This window comes from Kosakonia sp. MUSA4 (assembly GCF_013085925.1).
Classification (GTDB): Bacteria; Pseudomonadota; Gammaproteobacteria; order Enterobacterales; family Enterobacteriaceae; genus Kosakonia; species Kosakonia sacchari_B.
In genome coordinates this window covers 1735646-1760099 of record NZ_CP025697.1, presented here as the reverse complement: position 1 = coordinate 1760099, position 24454 = coordinate 1735646, and the positions used below count along the sequence as shown (strand labels likewise).

The window sequence follows — 24454 nt, the reverse complement described above, 5'->3', positions numbered from 1 at the left end:
TTATGGCAGACGATTTAACTGTGCCGCAATACTCGCCGCCTCCTGCTGCCAGCCTTGAGCCAACATTTTCACCATTTCGTCATACCCGTCTTGCTGCTGCTTGAGCTCAATATGGAACGGTCGCTTAATCAGTTGCCCCTGGTGTTTGAGCAACCACTCGCCGCTGACGATAACGCGACCATCATAACGCCCGTGAAAACCGGTCACCGTAACATTCAGCGTGTCCTGCTCACTGCCCAGCGGCTGCGATGCCACAACCCAACCCGGCAACTGATTGCTCAGATTAGCGACCAGCGTATTGCGCAGCTGCTGGTCAAGCGGGCTGGCCCACAGATTGTTATTCGCAATAACATATTGCACATCCGTGGTTTGATACACTACACCGTTACCCGCCAGGTAATCCGGCACTGAAACCTGCTCGACCCATAACTGACGATTGCCCTGGCTCTGCCCGGTGCTGGCCTGTACAGCCGTTTGCGGCGGCGACGGTAACTGGTAATAACTCTTATTGTCACCGCTGCTGCTACATGCCGTCAGCAACAGCGCCACAATTATTAGCGCGCTCTTTTTCATTGTTTCGCCCTCTTCGGCTGCGGATCGTCTTTCCCTTTCGCTTCGAATACCAGCGCATTGCTCTTGTCGTTGAGTGTTTTCAGCACCGGTTGCAATTCCCGCAGTACCTGATCCAGGCGCTGCATATCCGCCACCATCTTGTTATAGGCAGCAGAGCCAGGCTGGAAGCCCTGCATGCTGCGATTCAGTTCACGCAGCGTAGACTGCATATCCGCCGGAAGCTGTTGCATCGACTGGCTGGCCGTCAGCTTGTTGAGATTATCCAGCGTCGTTTGCAGACGTTTAAGCGTCTGCTGACTTTCAGAAAGCGTTGACGTCGCCTGCTGGATCATCGGATTCAACGGCAGATTGTTGATCTTATCCAGCGTATCCATCAGACGCTGCTGGATTTGCGCCAGTCCGCCGCTCACGGTTGGAATGATCTGGTAGCCCGCAAACTCCCGCATGCCACTTACGGCAGGTACATTGTTGTAGAAGTCGAGATCGACATACAGTGCGCCAGTAATAATATTCCCGGTCTTCAACGAAGCGCGCAGGCCGTGTTTGAGCAGTTCATTCAGACGCGCGCTCACGTCGGGATCTTCGCCCAGTTCATTAATCAAACGCCCCGGTTCAATACGGACCAGCACAGGAATGCGGTAATCATCATTCAGCGCCTGACGCATGCCGGTAGTGAAGAACGGCACCCTACTTACCGTGCCCAGACGAATGCCGCGGAATTCAACCGGCGCGCCAGGTTGCAGGCCACGAATCGAATCTTTGAAGAACATCAGATAGTCAATGTGAGCGGTATAGAGCGACTCCTGAATGCTGCGCTGATCGTCATACAGCGTGAAAGCGGCGTTCTCGGCCACAGGCTGACCAAGATCCACACCTTCCGGAACGTCAAAACTGACGCCGCCGCCAAACAGCGTGGCCAGCGAGCCCATCTCCACGCGCATCCCGGCGGAGGTCAAATCAACGGCAATGCCGCTGTCTTTCCAGAAACGCACATTGCTGGTCACCAGCCGATCGTTCGGCGCATTAATAAACAACTGATAACTCATCGTGCGTTTTTGCGTATCGAACGTGCTGGCCTCAACCGAACCGACGCGATAACCACGGAACAGTACCGGATCGCCGGGACTCAGTTGCCCGGCTTTGCTGCTGTCGAGGATCACGCGGATGCCTTTGGCGTCAGGCGGCGCCAGCGGCGGGGAATCGAGCAAGTTATAACGCTCCGGCGCGCTGCCTTTTGCGCCCGGCTGCAGTTCGATATAAGCACCCGAAAGCAGCGTGCCCAGGCCGCTAATCCCTTCACGGCCGATCTGCGGTTTCACAACCCAGAAAACAGAGTCGTCATGCAGCAACTTTTCCATCCCGGAGTTAAGCCGTGCCTTGATTTCCACATGGGTTAAATCGTCAGTCAGCGTTGTGCTTTCCACCACGCCGACATCAACGCTGCGGCTCTTGATGGTGGTCTTACCGCCGACAATTCCCTCGGCATTGGTGGTGATCAGTGTCACCTCCGGCCCCTGGTGGCTGTAATGATAAAACAGGATCCATGCGCCGATCAGCGCCGTAACAATCGGGAAAATCCACACCGGCGCCCAGTTTCTCACCTTTTGCACGTTGGCTTCCCCACTCTTATTCTCCATGCTCTAACGACTCCTCATGGTGCGTTTGTGGCTCACGATCCCAGCTCAAGCGCGGATCGAAAGTCATTGCCGCAAACATCGTGATAATAACGACCAGCGCAAACATCAGCGCACCCATCGCAGGATAAATATTCATCAGCCCGCCCATCCGCACCAGCGCGGAGAGTACGGCAATCACAAACACGTCAATCATTGACCAGCGCCCGACAAACTCCACCACTTCATAAATAAAGTGCATCCGCTCGCAGTCTCGTCGGCCATGGCCTTTTGCATCAATACAGAGCCAGGCAATGCCTATCATTTTCAGCGTCGGCACCATAATACTGGCGATAAAAATCACCAGCGCCACCGGGTAAGAACCCTCGCTCCACAGAAAAATCACTCCGGAGAGAATGGTCGATGGCGTGTTATCGCCCAGCAGTTCGGTCACCATGATCGGCAGAATATTGGCGGGCAGATAGAGCATCACCGCGGTCATCAACAGCGCCAGCGTCCACTGAATACTGTTGCGTCGCCGGGCGTGTCCGCGTGTGTGGCAGCGCGGACAAACGGGTTGATCGATCGCGACAATCGCCGTACAGCAGGAGCAGGAACGCAGCCCCTGACGGATCCCCGGCACACCAACGCGCAATGCCTGTTGCGGCTGCGGCGCTGGCGCAATGTCATCCCACAACCAGTGACGATCAACGCACTGGAAAGCGCGCAATTGCAACAAACAGAACAGACACCAGGGAATAAAACTGCTGCCAATGCCAATATCGCCATAGGCCATCAGCTTAACAAAACTCACCAGCACGCCTGCGAGGAAGATCTCCGCCATTCCCCAGCTTTTTAAGTGGAATAACACCCGCGCCAGATTGACGCGAAGGCGAAAGTCCATCGGCACACGATTCACCAGTAGCAGGATAGTCACCAGGCAGAAGGCCGGAACCAGTTGTACGAACAGCAGGAAGAAAGTGCCGAGGCTGGCGTAATCTTCAGAAAAGAGCACGCCGGGGATTTCCAGCAGTGTGACCTCGCTGGCGACACCGGCGACCTGCATATTGACGAAGGGAAAAAGGTTGGCGAGCAGCAGCATGAACAACGCCACGATGGCATAAGCTGTGGGACGCTGCCGGGGCGCGTCCCATTCGGTTGTCAGTGTTGTACCACAGCGCGGACAAGTCGCTTTATGACCATGCTGCAACTGCGGCAGCGCCACCAGCATGTCACATTGCGAACAAAGAATGTGCCGTGTGGCGTGGTGGTGTTCACACATACAGACTCCCTTTATGCGCCGTTTTTCAAAGCCTCCAGATACTCCCAGCGTTCAAACGCCTCTTCCAGCGCCTGTTCCGCCGCAGCCATATCAGCTAAGACTTTTTGCGTATGATCGTGTGGCTGGCTAAAGAAGCTGGCATCGGCGACCTGCGCCTGCAAATCACCCAGTTCCGCTTCCAGTTGTTCCAGCTTTTGCGGCAGCTGTTCCAGTTCTCGTTGCAGGTTATAGCTTAGTTTGTTACTGCCGCGTTTAACACTTTCTGCTTTGGTTACTGGAACTTCCACCGTTTTCGTCGCTGCCGCCTGTTTAAAGGCCTGCGAAGCCGCTTGCTGACCACGGGCATCGTGATAACCGCCGACATACTGCCCAATCCGGCCTTCGCCTTCGAAAATCCAGCATTCAGTCACGGTATTATCCACAAACTGACGATCGTGGCTCACCAACAGAACAGTGCCCTGATAACTATCAATCAGCTCTTCCAGCAGCTCCAGCGTTTCCACATCCAGGTCGTTGGTCGGTTCATCGAGAATCAACAGGTTGCTGGGTTTCAGGAACAAACGCGCCAGTAACAGACGGTTGCGTTCCCCACCGGAGAGCGCACGTACCGGCGTCATCGCCCGTTTCGGATGGAACAAGAAGTCCTGCAGATAGCCCAGAATATGGCGCGGCTTGCCGTTCACCAGCACTTCCTGCTTGCCTTCAGCCAGGTTGTCCATCACCGTTTTATCCGGATCAAGTTCAGCACGGTGCTGATCGAAGTACGCCACTTCCAGCTTGGTACCAACGTGCACGCGGCCGCTGTCGGCTTTCAGTTGATCCAGCATCAGCTTCAGCAAGGTGGTTTTACCGCAGCCGTTCGGGCCAATCAGCGCAATTTTATCGCCGCGCTGAACCTGCGTGGAGAAGTCGCGCACCAGCACTTTGCCCTCCACGCCATAATTAACGTTTTCTATCTCAAAGACGATTTTGCCGGAGCGTGAAGCCTCTTCGACCTGCATCTTCGCGCTACCCATCACTTCACGGCGGTCACTGCGCTCGCGACGCATCGCTTTCAGCGCACGGACGCGGCCTTCGTTACGGGTACGGCGCGCTTTAATCCCCTGACGGATCCACACTTCTTCCTGCGCCAGTTTGCGGTCGAACTCAGCATTTTGCAGCTCTTCGACGCGAAGGTTCTCTTCTTTCTCCAGCAGGTAGGTATCGTAATCACCAGGATAGGTAACCAGCTTGCCGCGATCGAGATCGACAATGCGCGTCGCCATATTGCGGATAAACGAACGGTCGTGCGAGATGAAGATAATGGTGCCGCTAAAGGTTTTCAGGAAGCCTTCCAGCCAGTCGATCGCTTCAATATCCAGGTGGTTCGTCGGTTCGTCCAGCAGCAGTACTTTAGGCCCGCTGACCAACGCACGGCCCAGCGCCGCTTTACGCAGCCAGCCACCAGATAACGCCGACAGCTCCATATCCGGCTCCAGACCGAGTTGCCCCAGCACCTCATTGATACGGTCTTCCAGCTGCCACAGGCCGTGGTGATCCAGCATCTCCTGCACTTTCGCCAGTTCGTTGAGATTTTTATCACTCGGGTCGGTCATCACCAGATGGGAGATTTCGTGATAACGCTTCAGATACTCAGCCTGTTCAGAAATACCTTCCGCAACGAAGTCATAGACGCTACCGGTGACATTACGCGGCGGGTCCTGCTGTAGACGCGAAACAATCAGATCCTGTTCGTAAACAATGCGGCCATCATCCAGCCCCTGTTCGCGGTTGAGGATCTTCATCAGCGTCGATTTACCTGCGCCGTTACGGCCAACCAGACAGACGCGTTCATTTTCTTCGATATGCAGTTCAGCATTATCGAGAAGCGGCGCATCGCTGAACGACAGCCACGCGCCATGCATACTGATTAATGACATTTATTTATCCTTTCAGGCTGCGGTAATCAGCCAGCAGTTGTGGATTTGACGGTTGCGGGCAAAATCCTGCGACTGCGTTTTTTGGGTAATTTCTTGTGCCTGCAGACCCAGTTTCGCCAGCCCGTCGAGATCCATACGGAAACCGCGTTTGTTATTGGAAAACATAATGGTGCCGCCTTTGCGCAGCAGGCGTTTCAGATCCTGCAGCAGACGCATATGATCGCGCTGCACATCAAAAGAGTCTTCCATACGTTTGGAGTTGGAGAAGGTCGGCGGATCGATAAAGATCAGATCAAACTGCTCATCGGCCTCGCGCAGCCAGCTCAAACAATCGGCCTGAATCAGGCGATGTGCGCGGCCGCTCAGGCCGTTAAGGCGCAGGTTACGCTCGGCCCACTCCAGATAAGTGCGCGACATATCCACCGTGGTGGTGGAACGCGCGCCGCCCAGCCCGGCATGCACGCTGGCGCTGCCGGTGTAAGAGAAGAGATTGAGGAAATCTTTACCCTTGCTCATCTGCCCCAGCATACGGCGAGCAATACGGTGGTCGAGGAACAGGCCGGTATCCAGATAGTCCGTCAGGTTGACCCACAGGCGTGCGTTATACTCGCTCACCTCCATAAAGTCGCCCTTCTCGTTCATTTTCTGATACTGATTGGTGCCCTTCTGCCGCTCGCGGGTTTTCAGCACCAGCTTGTTCGGCGCGATACCCAGCACCTGGATAGTAGCGGCGATAATATCAAACAGGCGCTGGCGCGCTTTTTGCGCATCGATAGTTTTCGGCGCGGCATACTCCTGCACCACTACCCAGTCGGCATAGCGATCGACCGCCACGTTGTAATCCGGCAGATCGGCGTCGTACAGGCGATAGCATTCAATGCCCTCCTGGCGCGCCCATTTCTCCAGTTTCTTAACGTTTTTGCGCAGACGGTTAGCGTAGTCTTCCGCCATTGCTGGCGCTTTCGCTTCGCCGGTATTTTCCGCCAGATGATAGTTTTTCTGTACGCAATCCAGCGGACCGTTCTTGGCTTTAAACTGGCGCTCAGCACGCAGTTGCAGGCAGTTAAGCAGATCGACAGAGGCGCTGAACAGCGACAGCTGCCAGCCGCCGAACTGCGCTTTCAGCAAACGGCCCAGCAGGCTATGCAGCGCGATCAGCGCCGGTTCGCTCTCCAGACGTTCACCGTACGGCGGGTTACTGATCACCGTACCGTACGGGCCTTTCGGCAGCGGGTTGCTGAGCTGGGCGACATCTTTAACTTCAAAGGTCACCAGCTCGCCGATCCCGGCGCGGCGGGCGTTGCTGCGGGCAAGTTCAATGACGCGCGCATCATTATCGGAGCCATAAAAACGAGATTCATAACCCGCCAGCCCCTGCCGTGCGCGCGTTTGCGCTTCCGCTTTCACCTCTTTCCACAGTGCTTCATCATGCTGCGCCCAGCCGCCAAAACCCCAGTGACCGCGATGCAAACCCGGCGCGCGATCGGTTGCGGCCATGGCCGCTTCGATCAGCAGCGTGCCGGAACCGCACATAGGATCGAGCAGCGGTGTGCCCGGCTGCCAGCCGGAGCGCATCACAATGGCTGCCGCCAGGTTCTCTTTGATCGGCGCGATACCGGTACGATCGCGGTAACCACGCAGGTGCAGACCTTCACCGCTCAAATCGAGGGAGATGTTCGCCGTCTCCTGATTCAGCCAGACGTTGATGCGCAGATCCGGCTGTTCACGCTCAACGTTCGGGCGCGGCAGGTTTTTGCGGGTGAAGCTGTCAACGATAGCGTCTTTCACTTTCAGCGCGCCGTACTGGCTGTTGCGGATCTCATCATTCAGGCCGCTAAAGTGCACGGCGAACGTCGCGCCAGGATTGAAAATCTCTGTCCAGTTGATCGCCTGCACGCCGAGGTAAAGGTCAAGATCGCTATAAACCTTGCACTCCCCGAGCGGCAGCATAATGCGCGAAGCCAGGCGACTCCACATCAGGCTCTGGTACAGAAGCCGCGTGTCACCTTCAAAATGGACACCACCCTGAACCACGCGGCACTCCTGCGCGCCGAGTTTTTCCAGTTCAGTTTTTAACAGCTCTTCCAGCCCGCGGGCCGTACTGGCAAACAGAGAAATCATAATGTCACTTATACTCAACGAAAATTGTTGCGCATTATAGCTAATCTGGCGGTCATGTCATAAAGTTGAGGGCTTATTTTCGACTTACAGGGAGCAGGACGTGCCAACGATTTCGCGTCTCTTTATCCATCCGGTGAAATCCATGCGCGGTATTGGGCTGACGCATGCGCTTGCCGATGCCAGCGGCTTTGCTTTTGACCGTATTTTTATGGTCACTCAGCCCGATGGCACTTTTATTACCGCGCGTCAGTACCCGCAGATGGTGCGCTTTACGCCATCGCCATTAACCGATGGCCTGCATCTGACCGCACCGGACGGCAGTAGCGCGATAATTCGTTTTACCGATTTTGCGCCTGACGGCGCGCCAACGGAAGTGTGGGGCAACCATTTTACCGCGCTAATAGCACCGGATGAGATTAATCGCTGGCTCAGCGGCTTTTTCGCCCGTGAAGTGCAATTGCGCTGGGTCGGCCCGGAATTAACCCGTCGCGTTAAGCGTTATGAAGATGTGCCGCTCTCGTTTGCCGATGGTTTCCCTTATTTGTTGACCAACGAAGCCTCGCTGCGTGATTTGCAAAACCGCTGCCCGGCCAGCGTGAAGATGGAGCAGTTTCGCCCCAACCTGGTGGTGACCGGCGCGCAAGCGTGGGAAGAGGATAGCTGGAAAGTCGTGCGTATCGGCGATGTGGTGTTTGATGTGGTTAAACCGTGTAGCCGCTGCGTGTTTACCACCGTCAGCCCGGAGCGTGGGCAAAAACACCCGACCGGCGAACCGTTAGCCACGCTGCAAGGTTTTCGTACCGCGCAGGATAACGGTGCAGTCGATTTCGGGCAGAACCTGATTGCACGCAACAGCGGCGTCATCCGCGTGGGCGACGAAGTGGCCGTGCTGGCGACCGCACCTGCAAAAATTTACGGCGCGGGCGCCGTTGCAGAAGCGCTGCAACCGGAAGTTCAGGCGGCGGGAACAGTAGAGATCAGCTGGCAGGGGCAAACATTTATTGGCAACAATCAGCAGGTGCTGCTGGAGCAACTGGAGAACCAGGGGATCCGCGTACCCTATTCCTGCCGCGCAGGCGTGTGTGGTTGTTGCCAGATCAAGCTGGTTGAAGGTGAAGTGAGCGCGATGAAAAAATCGGCTATCAGGCAGGACGGCGCCATCCTCTGCTGCAGTTGTATTCCGAAAACGGCACTGCGACTGGAGGCTTAAACCGCCTGTTCGAAACGGAGACTCTCGGAGTGAAGCTGGGGTTTCAGGCGATCGTTCATTACCTTAATTGCATCACCCAGTTGCATCGTGCGCCCGGCAATCACCACACCGGGTTGCGCCAGCAGGCACAGCGCGGCATTTTCGCCCGGCTCAACCACCAGCAGGTTTACGCACTGCTGGGTGTCGCTCAGCCAGACACAGGCACCTTCACCAGTTGCTGGCGACCAGAGCGTATCGTGGGTCATAAAGTGCCAGCTTTTCGGCATTTGCGGTTTCAGGAAGCGAATAGCGACGAGCGCATTAAGCACCAGTTCCGCACGCTGCTCATTAGAGAGATCGAGGTTGCGGCATTTTTCCTCAAACGAGAAATATAAAGCAGCGTCATCAACACAAAAACCGGAGGGTGAAAATGCATCCGGCGTCAGCATTTTTCGGGCAAAGCGGGAGCGAAATAACATACCATTGGCTAAATCGAGCATCATACGATCGTGCTCGTCATCAAAATACCAGCGCCAATTATCATCAGGTTTAATTCGCATTGTTCTCTCCCCTCCCCTTAAACTGCCTGTCGCTTTTTTATCCTGTCGCCGTCTCGTTTATTGCTCTAATAATAAAAGACCACAATGTACAAATTAGCAACAATGAGGGAATATAAAACAACCAGGGCCGGAAATAAAGCCCTGGATACATACTGACAAAAAAAGATTAGATATGGGTGACGATTTCTTTAATCAGCGGCGGGCCTTTAAAAATAAAGCCGGAATAAATTTGCACGATAGACGCACCCGCAGCGATCTTCTCACGGGCTGCAATCACTGAGTCAATGCCGCCGACGCCGATAATTGGCAAACGACCATTTAATTCCTGCGACAGGCGACGGATTATTTCCGTGCTTTTTAATTGCAGCGGACGTCCACTTAAACCACCGGTTTCATCGCAGTGTTTCATTCCCTGCACCAGCGATCTTTCCAGCGTGGTATTGGTGGCAATAACGCCATCAATATTGTGGCGAACTAAACTGTCGGCCACCTGGATCAATTCTTCTTCAGAAAGATCGGGCGCGATCTTCACCGCCACCGGAACATATTTATGGTGGATATTTTGCAGATCGTTCTGCTTATTTTTAATCGCCGTTAAAAGATCGTCCAGCGCTTCGCCATATTGCAGCGTGCGTAAACCTGGGGTATTCGGTGAGGAAATATTAATGGCGATATAACCGGCATAGGCATAGACTTTTTCCATGCAAATCAGATAGTCATCTTTCCCCTGCTCGACCGGCGTATCTTTATTTTTACCGATATTGATGCCCAGTACGCCGTCAAAATGCGATTTTTTGACGTTCTCGACCAGGTTATCCACGCCAAGATTATTAAACCCCATGCGGTTGATCAGACCTTCAGCATCCACCAGGCGGAAGATCCTCGGCTTGTCATTTCCCGGCTGTGGGCGAGGCGTAACGGTACCGATCTCAATGGAGCCAAAACCCATTGCCCCCAGCGCATCAATGCATTCACCGTTTTTATCCAGCCCGGCCGCCAACCCCAGCGGGTTCTTAAACGTCAGTCCCATGCACTGCACAGGTTTTTCCGGCACGCGCTGACGAACCAGCGCCTCAAAAGGCGTTCCGGTAATACGGCGCAACTGCTGGAAGGTCAATTCATGGGCGCGCTCTGGATCGAGCTGAAAAAGGGCTTTACGAACGAAAGGGTAGTACATGAACTCTCCTGAATTCCCGGGTGCAAACCGGGGGCGTATTATCGGTGAAAGTGCCGCGAAAGGGAATTGACCTGCGGCAAAAAAAGCGCATCCGACGCAATCGTTTTCTCTCCTCGTTTTGCTTTATGCATTTTTTAGCAATTTTTCTTCGAATAAATCATTTAGTGGAATAAATCGCCTCTGCCACACTGGAGGGAATTGTTATGAATGTTATCTAAAAGCAAACAATTAGTTATAAGGAGCGATTATGAGAGTTGTCACCCTGGCGGGAAGCCCACGCTTTCCCTCCCGCTCCAGCGCGCTGCTGGAATATGCCCGCGAGCGCCTCAACGCGCAAGACGTCGAAGTCTGCCATTGGCACCTGCAAAACTTTGCGCCGGAAGACCTCATCTATGCGCGTTTCGATAGCCCTGCCCTGCAAACCTTTATTGAACAACTAAAAGAAGCAGACGGACTGATTGTCGCCACGCCTGTTTACAAAGCGGCTTATGCCGGAGCGCTAAAAGCCCTGCTTGATCTGCTCCCTGAGCGGGCGCTGGAAGGCAAAGTCGTATTGCCATTAGCAACCGGCGGCACCGTGGCGCACATGCTGGCGGTGGATTATGCCCTGAAACCGGTTCTCAGCGCCCTGAAAGCGCAAGAGATCCTGCACGGCGTGTTTGCCGACGATACCCAGGTGCTGGATTACCAGCACAAACCCAGCCTGACACCGAACCTGCAAATGCGCCTTGATAACGCGCTGGAAACCTTCTGGCAGGCGCTGCACCGCCGGGAGATTCAGGCACCGGATTTTCACCGCCCACAAGGAATTGCTCATGTTTAATCGTTTCCCCTGGCTGGCACTGGCCGGGTTGCTGTCGTTTTCCGCTTTAGCGCAGGCCGCAGATCCCGCACCGGACGCGCTGCGTATTGGTTACCAAAAAGGCAGCGTCAGTATGGTGCTGGCGAAAAGCCATGAGCTGCTGGAAAAACGCTACCCGAACACCAACATTTCCTGGGTTGAATTTCCGGCAGGTCCGCAGATGCTGGAAGCGCTTAATGTCGGCAGTATTGATCTTGGCAGCACTGGCGATATTCCCCCCATCTTTGCGCAGGCAGCGGGCGCGGATCTGGTGTATGTCGGGGTAGAGCCGCCGAAACCGAAAGCCGAAGTGATTCTGGTGGCGGAAAACAGCCCAATCAAAACGGTGGCCGATCTGAAAGGACATAAAGTGGCGTTCCAAAAAGGCTCCAGCTCCCATAACTTGCTGCTGCGCGCTCTGCAACAGGCCGGGCTGAAATTCAGTGATATTCAACCGGTGTTTCTGACGCCTGCCGATGCGCGCGCGGCTTTCCAGCAAGGGAATGTGGATGCGTGGGCAATCTGGGATCCTTACTACTCTGCGGCCTTGTTGCAGGGCGGCGTGCGGGTACTGAAAGACGGCACCACACTCAAACAGACCGGTTCCTTCTATTTAGCTGCTCGTCCGTATGCGGAAAAGAACGGCGAATTCCTGCAGGGCGTGCTGGATACCTTTAGCGAAGCCGATGCGTTAACTATCAGCCACCGCGACGAAAGCGTGGCGCTGCTGGCAAAAACCATGGGGCTGCCGCCTGCGGTGATTTCCACCTATTTCGATCATCGCCCGCCAACCAAAATCGCACCTGTTAATGAAGCCACTGCGGCGTTGCAGCAACAAACTGCCGATCTCTTTTATGACAACCACCTGGTGCCGAAGAAGGTCGATATCCGTACCCGTATCTGGCAACCGACTAAAGAAGGAGCGAAATCATGAGCCTGAATCTGTTCTGGTTTTTACCGACGCACGGCGACGGCCACTATCTTGGCACCGACGAGGGCTCACGCCCGGTGGATCATAACTATTTGCAGCAAATCGCGCAGGCTGCCGACCGACTGGGTTTTAGCGGCGTGTTAATTCCTACTGGCCGCTCCTGCGAAGATGCGTGGCTGGTGGCCGCCTCGCTGATCCCGGTCACTCAGCGGTTAAAATTTCTGGTGGCGCTGCGTCCAAGCGTGGTCTCACCAACCGTCGCGGCGCGTCAGGCGGCAACGCTGGACAGGCTCTCCAACGGCCGCGCGCTGTTTAACCTGGTCACAGGCAGCGATCCGCAGGAACTGGCCGGTGATGGCGTCTTTCTCGATCACAACGAACGCTATGAAGTCTCGTCCGAATTCACCCATGTCTGGCGCCGCCTGCTGGAGGGTGACACGGTGGATTACGAAGGCAAGCATATTCATGTTCGCGGGGCGAAACTCTTTTTCCCGCCAGTGCAGCAGCCACGTCCGCCGCTCTACTTTGGCGGATCCTCGGATGTGGCGCAGGATCTGGCTGCGGAACAGGTCGATCTCTATCTGACCTGGGGTGAACCGCCTGAGCGGGTAAAAGAGAAGATTGCCCAGGTGCGCGCCAAAGCCGCAGCCCATGGCCGTAAGGTGCGGTTTGGTATTCGCCTGCATGTCATCGTTCGTGAAACCACTGCCGAAGCCTGGCAGGCAGCGGATCGCCTAATTTCCCATCTTGATGAAGAGACCATCGCCAAAGCGCAGTCCGCTTTTGCGCGTCAGGATTCCGTCGGCCAGCAACGCATGGTGGCGCTACACGGCGGTAAGCGCGATCAACTGGAAATCAGCCCGAACCTGTGGGCGGGCGTCGGCCTGGTTCGCGGCGGCGCGGGAACTGCGCTGGTCGGCGATGGCCCGACGGTCGCCGCGCGGATTAATGAATACGCCGCGCTGGGGATCGACAGTTTTATCCTCTCCGGCTATCCGCATCTTGAAGAGGCATACCGGGTGGGCGAACTGCTGTTCCCGCATCTCGATGTCGCCATCCCGGAGATCCCGCAGCCACAGCCATTGAAATTGCAGGGCGAAACGGTGGCAAATGAGTTCATTCCCCGCAAAGTGGCGCAAAGCTGAGGTTTGTATGGCTCAACAAAACAGGTGGTTACTGTATCTCGCTCCGTGGCTGCTGCCTGCCGGGCTTGTGGTGGTCTGGCAAATCGCCTCCTCTACCGGCTGGTTATCCACGCGCATCCTGCCTTCACCGGAAGGCGTCGTAAAAGCGTTCTGGACGCTGAGCGCCAGCGGCGAGTTGTGGCAGCACCTGGCCATCAGTTCGTGGCGGGCGGTGATTGGCTTTTCCATCGGCGGCTCGATTGGGTTGACGCTCGGGCTTATCAGCGGCCTGTCGCGCTGGGGAGAGCGCCTGCTGGATACGTCCATTCAGATGCTGCGTAATGTGCCGCATCTGGCGCTGATCCCGCTGGTGATTTTATGGTTCGGTATCGACGAGAGCGCCAAAATATTCCTCGTGGCGCTCGGTACGCTATTCCCCATCTATATCAACACCTGGCATGGCATCCGTAATATTGACCAGGGTCTGCTGGAGATGGCGCGCAGCTACGGCCTTTCGGGCTTTAGCCTTTTCATCCATGTGATCCTGCCCGGCGCGCTACCGTCGATAATGGTGGGTGTGCGTTTTGCGCTCGGTTTGATGTGGTTAACATTAATTGTGGCGGAAACCATTTCCGCCAACGCCGGGATCGGTTATCTGGCGATGAACGCCCGCGAGTTCCTGCAAACCGATGTCGTGGTGGTCGCCATTATTCTCTATGCCCTGCTTGGCAAACTGGCAGATGTCAGCGCACAACTGCTGGAACGCCTGTGGCTGCGCTGGCATCCCGCTTACCACACCAAAGAGGTCACCGCATGAACACTGCCCGACTGAATCAGGGGATCCCGTTGTTACTTAACGGCGTCAGCAAACGTTACGGCAATAACCTGGTGCTGAATGCGCTGGATTTGCATATCGCCGCCGGGCAGTTTATTGCCGTGGTGGGACGCAGCGGCGGCGGGAAAAGCACTCTGCTGCGCCTGCTGGCCGGGCTGGAGTCGCCGAACGGCGGAGAGTTGCTGGCCGGCAATACACCGCTTGCAGAAATTCAGCATGACACGCGCATGATGTTTCAGGATGCGCGTCTGCTGCCATGGAAATCGGTGATTGATAACGTCGGGCTGGGGTTGAAAGGCCGCTGGCGCGAAGCTGCACAACAAGCGTTGCAGTCGGTGGGGCTGGAACAACGGGCCAGTGAATGGCCTGCCGCCCTTTCCGGCGGGCAAAAACAGCGCGTCGCGCTGGCACGCGCGCTGGTGCATCAACCTGGATTGCTATTGCTGGATGAACCGTTAGGCGCGCTGGATGCCTTAACCCGGCTGGAGATGCAGGCGCTGATCACCGAACTGTGGCAAACCTATGGTTTTACCGTGGTGCTGGTGACGCACGATGTCAGTGAAGCGGTGGCGATGGCGGATCGGGTGTTATTAATAGAGGAAGGAAAAATCGGCCTCGATTTGACCATCGATGTGCCGCGCCCGCGTCGGCTGGGATCGGTAAGGCTGGCGGAACTGGAAGAAGAGGTACTGAACCGGGTGATGAAACGCGGCGAGTCGGAACTAACTGCATTGCCCCGGACTCGCCACGCTTAACCCGCTTGTTGCCCGATGGCGCGATGCTTATCGGGCCTACAACTTCACGTAGGCCGGATAAGGCGCAGCCGCCATCCGGCATTATGCTTACCCCGTTACGCCAGCGCTTTGCTGACTTTCTCAAACAGATCGCCGGAGAGATTCGGCAGCGCTTTCAGTTGTTCCAGCGCCGCACGCATGAGCGCCTGACGTTTGCTGTCATAACGTTTCAGGCGGATCAGCGGCTCAATCAAACGCGACGCCACCTGCGGGTTGCGGCTGTTCAGTTCGGTTAACATTTCGACCAGGAACTGATAGCCGCTACCATCCTGCGCATGGAACGCCGCCGGGTTGCTGCCGGCAAAGGCGCCGATCAGCGAGCGGATGCGGTTCGGGTTGCTCAGGGTGAAAGAGCGGTGTTTCAGCAGGCTGCGTACCGTTTCCAGCACGTTATCCGCCGGGCTTGTCGCCTGCAGAATAAACCACTTATCCATTACCAGACCGTCCTGATGCCACTTGTCATCATATTCCTGCATCAGCGCATCGCGGCACGGAAGCTGCGCGGCAACAGCAGCGGAGAGCGCTGCCAGCACATCCGTCATATTGTCCGCATCGTGGTACTGCTGGCTGACCAGTTTGTCGGCCAGTTGCGCATCGCCGAACGCCAGGTAGCGCAGTGCGGTGTTACGCAGGGAACGCTTGCCGATATCGGCATGTTCAACCTGGTAGCTGTCGAGTTTGTGAGCGTGATAAATCGCCAGGAACTCATCGGCCAGCTCTGTCGCCAGCGTGCGGGTTAACGCTTCGCGAACGGTGGCAATCGCCAGCGGATCGATGATGTCAAACAGTTCGGCAATTTCGTTCGCCGATGGCAGCGTGAGGATCTCAGCGGCCAGCGCCGGATCGATCTGCTCATCCAGCAAAATAGCGCGGAACGCATCGGCAACATGCAGCGGCAGCGACAGCGCCTGGCCCTGCTGATGGCGCGCAACATTCAGTTTGATGTGCGTAGCCAGCAGGCTTTGCGCCGCGTCCCAGCGAGAGAAATCGTTGCTGGCATGGCGCATCAGGAAGGTTAACTGCTGATCGCTCCATTTATATTCCAGTTTCACCGGCGCAGAAAACTCACGCAGCAGCGATGGCACCGGCTGGAAGTAGACATTGTCGAAAATAAAGGTCTGCTCGGCCTGGGTGACATTCAGCACATGATGAACCGGGTGACCATCTTTCTGCAGCGGAATCACTTTGCCTTCGTTATCGTACAGCTCGATATCGAACGGAATGTGCAGCGGCTGTTTCTCGTGCTGCTCGGCGGTTGGCGGCGTGCGCTGGCTGATGGTCAGCGTGTACTGCTCGGTATTCGGGTTGTAATCGTCAGACACCGTTACAATCGGCGTACCAGCCTGGCTGTACCAGCGGCGGAAGTGCGACAGATCGACATTCGACGCATCTTCCATCGCCTGCACGAAGTCGTCGCAGGTCGCTGCGCTGCCGTCATGACGTTCAAAGTAGAGCTGCATCCCTTTCTGGAAATTCGCTTCGCCAAGCAGCGTGTGCATCATGCGGATCACTTCCGCACCCTTTTCATACACCGTCAGGGTATAGAAGTTATTCATTTCAATAACTTTGTCCGGACGGATCGGGTGCGCCATCGGGCTGGCGTCTTCGGCGAATTGCAGGCCGCGCATGGTGCGAACGTTGTTAATGCGGTTAACCGCGCGGGAACCCAGATCGGAGCTGAACTCCTGATCGCGGAAGACGGTCAGCCCCTCTTTCAGGCTGAGCTGGAACCAGTCGCGGCAGGTCACGCGGTTGCCGGTCCAGTTGTGAAAATATTCGTGGCCGATAACGCGCTCAATATCGAGATAGTCTTTATCCGTAGCGGTATCGGTGCGGGCGAGAACATATTTAGAGTTGAAGATATTCAGCCCTTTGTTCTCCATCGCCCCCATATTAAAGAAGTCGACAGCGACGATCATATAGATGTCGAGATCGTATTCCAGACCGAAACGCTGCTCATCCCACTTCATCGAGTTTTTCAGCGAGGTCATCGCCCACGGCGCGCGATCGAGGTTACCGCGATCGACATACAGCTCCAGCGCGACTTCACGCCCGGAGCGGGTAGTAAAGGTATCGCGCAGGACGTCGAAATCACCGGCTACCAGCGCAAACAGATAGCATGGTTTCGGGAACGGATCCTGCCACTGTACCCAGTGACGGCCATTCTCCAGCTCACCCTGCGCCACGCGGTTGCCGTTCGACAGCAGGAACGGATAGCGGGATTTATCGGCGATCAGTTTGGTGGTAAAGCGGGCCAGCACGTCCGGGCGATCGAGATACCAGGTAATGTGGCGGAAACCTTCGGCTTCACACTGCGTGCATAGCGCTTCGCCGGACTGGTAAAGCCCTTCCAGCGCGGTGTTCGCCGCAGGGCTGATCTCATTCACAATGCGCAGAGTAAAGCGTTCTGGCAGGCCGTCGAGAACCAGCTGGGAGCCTTCTTCTTTATAGTTGGTCCAGGGTTCATCATTGATATGTACTGAAATCAGTTTCAGCTCGCCGCCATCAAGGCGCAGCGGCGTCGCAGAGGCGCTATGGCGTGACACGGTACTTAATGCGGTAACGACGGTTTTTGCGGCATCAAGATCAAAGGTCAAGTCAATATCGCTAATCAGGTAATCCGGCGCACGGTAATCGTGGCGGTATTTGGCTTGTGGCTGTTGTGTCATAAAAAACCTTTAGCATCTTCTGTTTGGTTACGACTCCAGTCTATTCCGGTTGCCCAAATCACGCCATGTAGAATGTTCATCTTTTCAGAGGGAAAAGCTCTGCTTGCTACATTTTTATAACAAGAGGCACAAAATGCCATCGACCCTTTCAGCACGATATGGTGTGATCAGGGTTCAATAACCTGGTAAACAAGGTATACTCCAGCAACGACCTGCTTTGTTTATTGTACTAAACGCTCCTGTAAGAGGATGCTACTGCGCACCATGACTCAACTCGCTTTCCCTGGTCTGCAAACGCTGCTGGATACCGACGCCTATAAGCTGCACATGCAGCAAGCGGTGTTCCATCATTATTACGACGTGCACGTCACGGCTGAATTCCGCTGCCGCGGCGACGATCTGCTGGGTATCTACGCCGATGCTATCCGCGAACAAGTTGATGCGATGCAGCATCTGCGCTTGCAGGATGACGAGTACCAGTGGCTCTCCGGCCTCCCCTTCTTCAAAACCGATTACCTCAACTGGCTGCGGAAGTTCCGTTACGACCCGCAACAGGTGACGATCACCAATGACAACGGCAAGCTGCATATCCGCCTTTCCGGGCCGTGGCGTGAAGTCATTATGTGGGAAGTTCCGCTGCTGGCGGTGATCAGTGAAGTGGTTCACCGCTGCCGTTCGCCGCAGGCTGGCGTGGAGCAGGCTCTGCTGAATCTGGAAGAAAAACTGGCGGATTTTGCTGTTCGCTCAGAACAACTGGATATGTCCGGTTTCCGGTTGATGGATTTCGGCACCCGCCGTCGCTTCTCCCGCGATGTGCAGCAAGCGATTGTGGAACGCCTGCAACAGGAACCGTGGTTTATTGGCACCAGTAATTACGATCTGGCGCGTCGCCTGTCGCTGACGCCGATGGGTACACAGGCGCATGAATGGTTCCAGGCGCACCAGCAAATCAGCCCGGATCTGGCTACCAGCCAGCGCGCGGCGTTAGCTGCATGGCTGGAGGAGTATCCCAACCAGTTGGGGATTGCGCTGACCGACTGCATTACGATGGATGCGTTTTTACGCGACTTCGGTGCGGAATTCGCCACGCGTTACCAGGGCCTGCGCCATGATTCAGGCGATCCGGTCGAATGGGGCGAAAAAGCCATTGCTCATTATGAAAAACTCGGTATCGATCCGCTGTCGAAGACGCTGATTTTCTCCGATAACCTCGATCTGACAAAAGCACTCGATCTTTATCGTCACTTTGCCTCCCGCGTTAAACTCGGTTTTGGCATCGGGACGCGCCTCACCTGCGATATTCCGGGCGTGAAGCCGCTGAATATTGTTATCAAGCTGGTGGAGTGCAACGGAAAACCGGTGGCGAAATTATCTGACAGCCCCGGGAAAACCATCTGCCACGATAAAGCCTTCGTCCGCGCGCTGCGCGAAGCCTTCGACCTGCCGCAGGTCAGAAAGGCCAGCTAATCACAAGGGAGCCGACGGCTCCCTTCTTTTTCCGATAATTTATTAATGCTTCCTTGCTAATTCTGCTTGTCTGATGGCGCACGCCAGGTAACATAGAAAACCCCGTCTTTTTGGGCGGACAAAGTGTTTATTTTTTCCGACTATCAATAGAGAGAATATTATGAGCGTTGTGCCTGTAGCCGACGTATTCCATGGCCGCGTTGCCGTTGACAGTGAAGTCACCGTGCGCGGATGGGTACGCACCCGCCGAGATTCTAAAGCTGGTATCTCCTTCCTCGCCGTTTATGACGGCTCCTGCTTTAATCCTGTACAGGCCGTTATTAATAATTCTCTGCCCAATTACAATCAGGACGTTTTGCGTCTGACCACCGGCTGCTCAGTAATCGTCACCGGTAAAGTGGTTGCGTCTCCGGGTGAAGGCCAGAGTCTGGAAATTCAGGCCACCGCCGTTGAAGTGACCGGCTGGGTTGACGATCCGGATACCTATCCGATGGCGGCAAAGCGCCACAGCATTGAATATCTGCGGGAAGTTGCGCACCTGCGTCCGCGCACCAACCTGATTGGCGCGGTGGCCCGCGTTCGCCATACGCTGGCGCAGGCGCTGCATCGTTTCTTCGATGAGCAGGGCTTCTTCTGGGTCTCCTCACCGCTGATTACCGCATCGGATACCGAAGGTGCCGGCGAAATGTTCCGCGTCTCCACGCTGGACATGGAAAACCTGCCGCGTACCGCAGAAGGCAAAGTCGATTTTGATAAGGACTTTTTCGGCAAAGAAGCTTTCCTGACCGTTTCTGGCCAGTTGAATGCCGAAACATATGCCTGCGCGCTGTCAAAAGTGTATACCTTCGGCCCGACCTTCCGCGCTGAAAACTCCAACACCAGCCGCCACCTGGCAGAATTCTGGATGCTGGAACCGGAAATCGCTTTTGCCAATCTCGACGATAACGCCCGTCTGGCAGAAGCCATGCTGAAATATGCCTTCAAAGCGGTGCTGGAAGAGCGTCTCGACGATCTGAAGTTCTTCGAAGAGCGCGTCGATAAAGACGCAATTGGCCGTCTTGAGCGTTTCATCGCAGCGGATTTCGCGCAGGTGGATTACACCGATGCCGTCGCTATTCTTGAAAAATGCGGCGAGAAATTCGAGAACCCGGTTTACTGGGGCGTTGACCTGGCCTCCGAACATGAACGCTATCTGGCAGAGAAACACTTTAAAGCGCCGGTGGTGGTGAAAAACTACCCGAAAGATATTAAGGCATTCTACATGCGCCTGAACGATGACGGTAAAACCGTGGCCGCGATGGACGTGCTGGCGCCGGGCATCGGTGAAATCATCGGTGGTTCGCAGCGTGAGGAGCGTCTTGATGTGCTGGATGCGCGTATGGCCGAAATGGGTCTGAATAAAGAAGACTACTGGTGGTATCGCGATCTGCGCCGTTACGGCACGGTTCCGCACTCTGGTTTCGGTCTTGGTTTCGAGCGTTTGATCGCCTATGTCACTGGCGTACAGAACGTTCGTGACGTGATTCCGTTCCCGCGCACGCCGCGCAGCGCGACATTCTGATAAACATAAAAGGCCAGCTTCAGCGCTGGCCTTTTTCTTATCCTTTTCCTGTCAACTTTCGTTAACAACTTTTCGACATCATCGTCGGTACTCCCGTCACCCTTACCTTTCTTTGCACATTTTTACGCCTGAAATAAGTCTGCACAAAAAATAACCCGCGAATTATTGCGGGATATGTCTGGCTGTTAATTAGCACATTTGGACAAAAAACACACAGCCATCCGGATGGCTAAACCCTGTCATAAGAAAAAGCAAGATGAGAACGGTTCCGGAACAGGAAAAGCTGTTATCTCAATTAAATATAAGTAATTCATATAAATAGGAATGGGAGCGCCGTTTTTATCAGCGGTTGGTGCTGAACTTTGAGATGGTTCACAAAGTTCCCTCAAATTCATACTTTTTTACACAATATTTCTTTTTGTTACTGCTTTAAGACATTTGTAGCACTTTCAGGCTAGCGAAACGATTATATGTTTGGAAAGATGCCACTCAGACACAGAAAGACACCAAACTCTCATCAATAGTTCCGTAAATTTTTATTGACGGAAATTATTGGCGGCAGTGGCAGGTGTTCAAAAAAAACCAATGAGGGTAATAAATAATGATGAAGCGCAATATCCTGGCAGTGGTTATCCCTGCCCTGCTGGTAGCGGGTGCAGCTAACGCTGCTGAGATCTATAACAAAAACGGCAACAAACTGGATTTCTACGGTAAAGTTAACGCTGAACACGATTTCACTACTAGTGGTGATACGAATAACAGCGATCAGACTTATGCACAGATTGGTTTCAAAGGCGAAACTCAGATTAATGATATCCTGACTGGTTATGGCCAATGGGAATACCGTGCAAAAGCAAACGGTGCTGAAGGTACTTCTGGCACCGCTACCCGCAACCGTCTTGCCTTTGCTGGTCTGAAAGTTAAGGATGCAGGTTCTATCGATTATGGCCGTAACTACGGTATCGCATACGATGTTGAATCTTTCACCGATATGGCACCGTCTTACTCCGGTATGACTTGGGGTGGCAACTATGTTGATAACTTCCAAACCAGCCGTTCTACTGGCCTGTTGACCTACCGTAATAGCAACTTCTTCGGTCTGGTTGATGGTTTGAGCTTCGGCGTTCAGTACCAGGGTAAAAACGAACGTACAGATGACGTTGAAGAATCCAATGGTGACGGCGTTGGTTACTCCGCTGGCTATGATTTCGGTAACGGTGTTGGTCTGATCGCTGCTTACAGCAATGCAAACCGTACTGTTGCACAGAAAGCTGATGGCAAGGGCGATAAAGCTGAAACTTGGGGTGTTGGCGTGAAATATGACGCAAACAACATCTACCTTGCGAGCACCTACGCTGAAACCCGTAACACCACTCGTACTGGTTCCGATGGTGATGCTGGTTTCGCTAACAAAACTCAGAACTTCGAAGTTGTAGCTCAATACCAGTTCGACTTCGGCCTGCGTCCGGCAATCTCTTACGTGCAGACCAAAGGTAAAGATCTGGCCGCAAGCGGTACCTTTACCGGTGGCGATGCAGACCTGGCTAAATTCATCCAGGTTGGCGCAACCTACTACTTCAACAAAAACTTCAACGTGTGGGTTGACTACTACATCAACCTGCTGGACAAAGATTCTGCCTATGCTGAATCTGTTGGCGGCATCAACGGCAACGACGACATGGCTGCTGTTGGCGTGACCTACCAGTTCTAATCAGTCACCCCTCGACTGTTATATGCATATCAAACAGGGCTCCGGCCCTGTTTTTTTATGCCTGAAACAAAAATGCCGACGACTTTTGAAAAGCATCGCGCTTTTTATCGCAAACGGTTGGCAATTTGTGCGTCAGCCGTTACCCTGATAGCGGATTTCCCTTCTGTCATCAAAATGGAACCTCGTCATGTTTGAGAATATAACCGCTGCCCCTGCCGACCCTATTCTGGGTCTGGCCGATCTGTTTCGCGCCGATGAACGCCCCAATAAAATCAACTTAGGGATCGGTGTTTATAAAGATGAAACCGGCAAGACCCCGGTATTAACCAGCGTGAAGAAAGCAGAACAGTACCTGCTGGAAAATGAAGCCACCAAGAACTACCTCAGCATTGATGGTATTCCTGAGTTTGGCCGTTGCACCCAGGAACTGCTGTTCGGCAAAGGCAGCGCGATTATCAATGACAAACGTGCACGAACCGCACAGACTCCGGGCGGCACCGGCGGGCTGCGCGTCGCGGCAGATTTCCTTGCTAAAAACACCGCCGTTAAACGCGTCTGGGTAAGCAATCCAAGCTGGCCGAACCATAAAGGCGTCTTTAACTCCGCAGGACTCGAAGTCTGCGAATATAACTATTACGATGCGCAGAATCATGCACTGGATTTCGACGGTATGCTGGCGAGCCTGAACAATGCGCAGGCTGGCGATGTGGTGCTGTTCCATGGTTGCTGCCATAACCCGACGGGTATCGATCCTACGCTTGAGCAGTGGGAAACGCTGGCGAAGCTCTCCATTGAGAAAGGCTGGTTGCCGCTGTTCGATTTCGCCTATCAGGGGTTTGCCCGTGGCCTGGAAGAAGATGCTGAAGGCCTGCGCGCGTTTGCTGCGCTGCATAAAGAGTTTCTCGTCGCCAGCTCATTCTCCAAAAACTTCGGTCTCTACAGCGAGCGTGTCGGTGCCTGTACGCTGGTCGCGGCGGATGCAGAAAACGCCGATCGCGCCTTCAGCCAGATGAAATCCGTGATCCGCGCCAACTACTCAAACCCACCGGCACACGGCGCTTCTATCGTGGCAACCATTCTCAGCAATGACGCGCTGCGCGCGATCTGGGAACAAGAACTGACCGATATGCGCCAGCGCATTCAGCGTATGCGCCTGCTGTTTGTGAATACGTTGCAGGAGAAAGGGGCAAACCGCGATTTCAGCTTTATTACCCGTCAGAACGGTATGTTTTCGTTCAGCGGCCTGACCAAAGAGCAGGTACTGCGTTTGCGCGAAGAGTTTGGAATTTACGCTGTCGCTTCCGGGCGTATCAACGTCGCAGGCATGACGCCGGATAATATGTCGCCGCTGTGCGAAGCGATTGTCGCCGTGCTGTAAAATGTAACGCATACAGAAAGGGTCGCCGAAGCGACCCTTTTTTATTTACCACACCGGTAATTCATCCTGCAGGAACGGGTTGTGCAGCCGTTCATTACCCAGCGTCGACATTGGCCCGTGGCCAGGAATAAAGGTAACGTCATCGCCAAGCGGCAGCAATTTACGTTTGATTGAATCAATCAACTGCGCATGATTCCCCTGCGGGAAATCGCTGCGCCCAACGCCGCCTTTAAAAATCACATCGCCAGAAACCAGCAAACGCGACTGCGCATCAAAAAACACCACATGTCCCGGCGTATGCCCCGGGCAATGCAATACCTGTAATGTCACCTTACCGACGGTAACCGTATCGCCTTCACTTAACCAGCGGTCGGGTGTCAGCGGTAGGCAATCATCCAGACCAAACATCCGGCTTTGGGCGGGCAGCCCCTGCAACCAGAACTCATCATTTTTTTCCGGGCCAATAATCGGCACACCGTAATGCTGCGCCACTTCGGCTGCCGCACCCACATGATCAAGATGACCATGCGTGAGCAGAACTTGCGTCAACGTCACGCCGGAAGCATCCACTTCGGCGATAATACGCTGTGCATCACCGCCAGGATCGACCACAGCGGCAAGTTGAGTCTGTTCACACCAGATTAATGAACAATTCTGTGAGAACGCGGTAACCGGAATAATACGATAGTTCATACTGCTCCTCTGAGGT

The 24454-nt window shown here is 54.6% G+C and carries 19 protein-coding genes; 10 read left to right on the top strand and 9 right to left on the bottom strand.

Annotated features, from left to right (window positions below; genetic code table 11):
• Genes pqiC through rlmKL form a run of 5 tightly spaced genes read right to left on the bottom strand, consistent with a single transcriptional unit; the run spans position 1 to position 7508 of the window.
• A complete protein-coding gene (gene pqiC, locus C0557_RS08255) occupies positions 1–573 on the bottom strand; it encodes a membrane integrity-associated transporter subunit PqiC (RefSeq protein ID WP_208658116.1) in 573 nt (190 codons plus the stop codon).
• Positions 570–2210, bottom strand: coding sequence for an intermembrane transport protein PqiB (gene pqiB, locus C0557_RS08250; protein WP_208658115.1), 1641 nt, complete (start codon positions 2208–2210; stop codon positions 570–572). Before pqiB ends, pqiC begins: the two co-directional genes overlap by 4 nt.
• On the bottom strand, positions 2200–3468 hold the full coding sequence (gene pqiA / locus C0557_RS08245; protein ID WP_208658114.1) for a membrane integrity-associated transporter subunit PqiA: 1269 nt from the start codon (positions 3466–3468) through the stop codon (positions 2200–2202). Before pqiA ends, pqiB begins: the two co-directional genes overlap by 11 nt.
• An 11-nt stretch (positions 3469–3479) precedes the next feature.
• Positions 3480–5387, bottom strand: coding sequence for an ABC transporter ATP-binding protein (locus C0557_RS08240; RefSeq protein WP_208658113.1), 1908 nt, complete (start codon positions 5385–5387; stop codon positions 3480–3482).
• A gap of 12 nt (positions 5388–5399) precedes the next feature.
• The gene (gene rlmKL, locus C0557_RS08235; protein WP_208658112.1) at positions 5400–7508 is read right to left on the bottom strand and encodes a bifunctional 23S rRNA (guanine(2069)-N(7))-methyltransferase RlmK/23S rRNA (guanine(2445)-N(2))-methyltransferase RlmL; all 2109 of its coding nucleotides are present in this window, start codon (positions 7506–7508) and stop codon (positions 5400–5402) included.
• A gap of 100 nt (positions 7509–7608) precedes the next feature.
• On the opposite strand from rlmKL, the gene C0557_RS08230 reads away from it, so the two are divergent.
• A complete protein-coding gene (locus tag C0557_RS08230) occupies positions 7609–8718 on the top strand; it encodes a YcbX family protein (RefSeq protein ID WP_208658111.1) in 1110 nt (369 codons plus the stop codon).
• On the opposite strand, the gene zapC is transcribed toward C0557_RS08230, so the two are convergent.
• Together zapC and pyrD are read right to left on the bottom strand one after the other, a co-directional pair.
• Complete coding sequence (zapC, locus tag C0557_RS08225; protein ID WP_074775653.1) at positions 8715–9257, bottom strand: cell division protein ZapC; 543 nt, start codon at positions 9255–9257, stop codon at positions 8715–8717. The two genes, C0557_RS08230 and zapC, sit on opposite strands and share 4 nt — an antisense overlap.
• 166 nt (positions 9258–9423) lie before the next feature.
• Positions 9424–10434, bottom strand: coding sequence for a quinone-dependent dihydroorotate dehydrogenase (pyrD, locus tag C0557_RS08220; RefSeq protein WP_007374172.1), 1011 nt, complete (start codon positions 10432–10434; stop codon positions 9424–9426).
• 247 nt (positions 10435–10681) lie between these two features.
• Between pyrD and ssuE the strand changes: the two genes are divergently transcribed.
• Genes ssuE through ssuB form a run of 5 tightly spaced genes read left to right on the top strand, consistent with a single transcriptional unit; the run spans position 10682 to position 14920 of the window.
• Positions 10682–11257 (top strand): NADPH-dependent FMN reductase, encoded by a 576-nt coding sequence (gene ssuE, locus C0557_RS08215; protein WP_007374170.1) that lies wholly within the window; start codon positions 10682–10684, stop codon positions 11255–11257.
• Positions 11250–12209 (top strand): sulfonate ABC transporter substrate-binding protein, encoded by a 960-nt coding sequence (locus C0557_RS08210; RefSeq protein ID WP_208658110.1) that lies wholly within the window; start codon positions 11250–11252, stop codon positions 12207–12209. The genes ssuE and C0557_RS08210 overlap by 8 nt, the downstream gene beginning before the upstream one ends.
• A complete protein-coding gene (ssuD, locus tag C0557_RS08205) occupies positions 12206–13351 on the top strand; it encodes an FMNH2-dependent alkanesulfonate monooxygenase (RefSeq protein ID WP_208658109.1) in 1146 nt (381 codons plus the stop codon). The genes C0557_RS08210 and ssuD overlap by 4 nt, the downstream gene beginning before the upstream one ends.
• A 7-nt stretch (positions 13352–13358) precedes the next feature.
• Complete coding sequence (ssuC, locus tag C0557_RS08200; RefSeq protein WP_208658108.1) at positions 13359–14147, top strand: aliphatic sulfonate ABC transporter permease SsuC; 789 nt, start codon at positions 13359–13361, stop codon at positions 14145–14147.
• Complete coding sequence (ssuB, locus tag C0557_RS08195) at positions 14144–14920, top strand: aliphatic sulfonates ABC transporter ATP-binding protein (RefSeq protein ID WP_208658107.1); 777 nt, start codon at positions 14144–14146, stop codon at positions 14918–14920. Before ssuC ends, ssuB begins: the two co-directional genes overlap by 4 nt.
• A 95-nt stretch (positions 14921–15015) precedes the next feature.
• On the opposite strand, the gene pepN is transcribed toward ssuB, so the two are convergent.
• A complete protein-coding gene (gene pepN / locus C0557_RS08190; protein ID WP_074775645.1) occupies positions 15016–17628 on the bottom strand; it encodes an aminopeptidase N in 2613 nt (870 codons plus the stop codon).
• Positions 17629–17892: 264 nt separating this feature from the next.
• Here pepN and pncB point away from each other — a divergent pair, with 264 nt between their 5' ends.
• From pncB to C0557_RS08170, 4 genes are all read left to right on the top strand, one after another.
• On the top strand, positions 17893–19095 hold the full coding sequence (gene pncB / locus C0557_RS08185; RefSeq protein WP_208658106.1) for a nicotinate phosphoribosyltransferase: 1203 nt from the start codon (positions 17893–17895) through the stop codon (positions 19093–19095).
• A gap of 160 nt (positions 19096–19255) precedes the next feature.
• Complete coding sequence (gene asnS / locus C0557_RS08180) at positions 19256–20656, top strand: asparagine--tRNA ligase (RefSeq protein WP_074775642.1); 1401 nt, start codon at positions 19256–19258, stop codon at positions 20654–20656.
• A 601-nt stretch (positions 20657–21257) separates the two neighbouring features.
• The gene (locus tag C0557_RS08175; RefSeq protein ID WP_305798050.1) at positions 21258–22367 is read left to right on the top strand and encodes a porin; all 1110 of its coding nucleotides are present in this window, start codon (positions 21258–21260) and stop codon (positions 22365–22367) included.
• A 187-nt stretch (positions 22368–22554) separates the two neighbouring features.
• Positions 22555–23745 carry an amino acid aminotransferase gene (locus C0557_RS08170; RefSeq protein WP_064567477.1) on the top strand — a complete coding sequence of 397 codons (1191 nt, stop codon included), beginning with the start codon at positions 22555–22557 and terminating at the stop codon, positions 23743–23745.
• Positions 23746–23790: 45 nt separating this feature from the next.
• Here the strand turns inward: C0557_RS08170 and C0557_RS08165 are convergent, their stop codons facing one another.
• The gene (locus C0557_RS08165) at positions 23791–24438 is read right to left on the bottom strand and encodes an MBL fold metallo-hydrolase (protein WP_208658105.1); all 648 of its coding nucleotides are present in this window, start codon (positions 24436–24438) and stop codon (positions 23791–23793) included.
• Positions 24439–24454 lie beyond the last annotated feature (16 nt).

Coding starts and splice junctions, on each gene's coding strand:
- pqiC (WP_208658116.1), bottom strand. CDS start 573: ATGAAAAAGAGCGCGCTAATAATTGTGGCGCTGTTGCTGACGGCATGT.
- pqiB (WP_208658115.1), bottom strand. CDS start 2,210: ATGGAGAATAAGAGTGGGGAAGCCAACGTGCAAAAGGTGAGAAACTGG.
- pqiA (WP_208658114.1), bottom strand. CDS start 3,468: ATGTGTGAACACCACCACGCCACACGGCACATTCTTTGTTCGCAATGT.
- C0557_RS08240 (WP_208658113.1), bottom strand. CDS start 5,387: ATGTCATTAATCAGTATGCATGGCGCGTGGCTGTCGTTCAGCGATGCG.
- rlmKL (WP_208658112.1), bottom strand. CDS start 7,508: ATGATTTCTCTGTTTGCCAGTACGGCCCGCGGGCTGGAAGAGCTGTTA.
- zapC (WP_074775653.1), bottom strand. CDS start 9,257: ATGCGAATTAAACCTGATGATAATTGGCGCTGGTATTTTGATGACGAG.
- pyrD (WP_007374172.1), bottom strand. CDS start 10,434: ATGTACTACCCTTTCGTTCGTAAAGCCCTTTTTCAGCTCGATCCAGAG.
- ssuE (WP_007374170.1), top strand. CDS start 10,682: ATGAGAGTTGTCACCCTGGCGGGAAGCCCACGCTTTCCCTCCCGCTCC.
- C0557_RS08210 (WP_208658110.1), top strand. CDS start 11,250: ATGTTTAATCGTTTCCCCTGGCTGGCACTGGCCGGGTTGCTGTCGTTT.
- ssuD (WP_208658109.1), top strand. CDS start 12,206: ATGAGCCTGAATCTGTTCTGGTTTTTACCGACGCACGGCGACGGCCAC.
- ssuC (WP_208658108.1), top strand. CDS start 13,359: ATGGCTCAACAAAACAGGTGGTTACTGTATCTCGCTCCGTGGCTGCTG.
- ssuB (WP_208658107.1), top strand. CDS start 14,144: ATGAACACTGCCCGACTGAATCAGGGGATCCCGTTGTTACTTAACGGC.
- pepN (WP_074775645.1), bottom strand. CDS start 17,628: ATGACACAACAGCCACAAGCCAAATACCGCCACGATTACCGTGCGCCG.
- pncB (WP_208658106.1), top strand. CDS start 17,893: ATGACTCAACTCGCTTTCCCTGGTCTGCAAACGCTGCTGGATACCGAC.
- asnS (WP_074775642.1), top strand. CDS start 19,256: ATGAGCGTTGTGCCTGTAGCCGACGTATTCCATGGCCGCGTTGCCGTT.
- C0557_RS08175 (WP_305798050.1), top strand. CDS start 21,258: ATGATGAAGCGCAATATCCTGGCAGTGGTTATCCCTGCCCTGCTGGTA.
- C0557_RS08170 (WP_064567477.1), top strand. CDS start 22,555: ATGTTTGAGAATATAACCGCTGCCCCTGCCGACCCTATTCTGGGTCTG.
- C0557_RS08165 (WP_208658105.1), bottom strand. CDS start 24,438: ATGAACTATCGTATTATTCCGGTTACCGCGTTCTCACAGAATTGTTCA.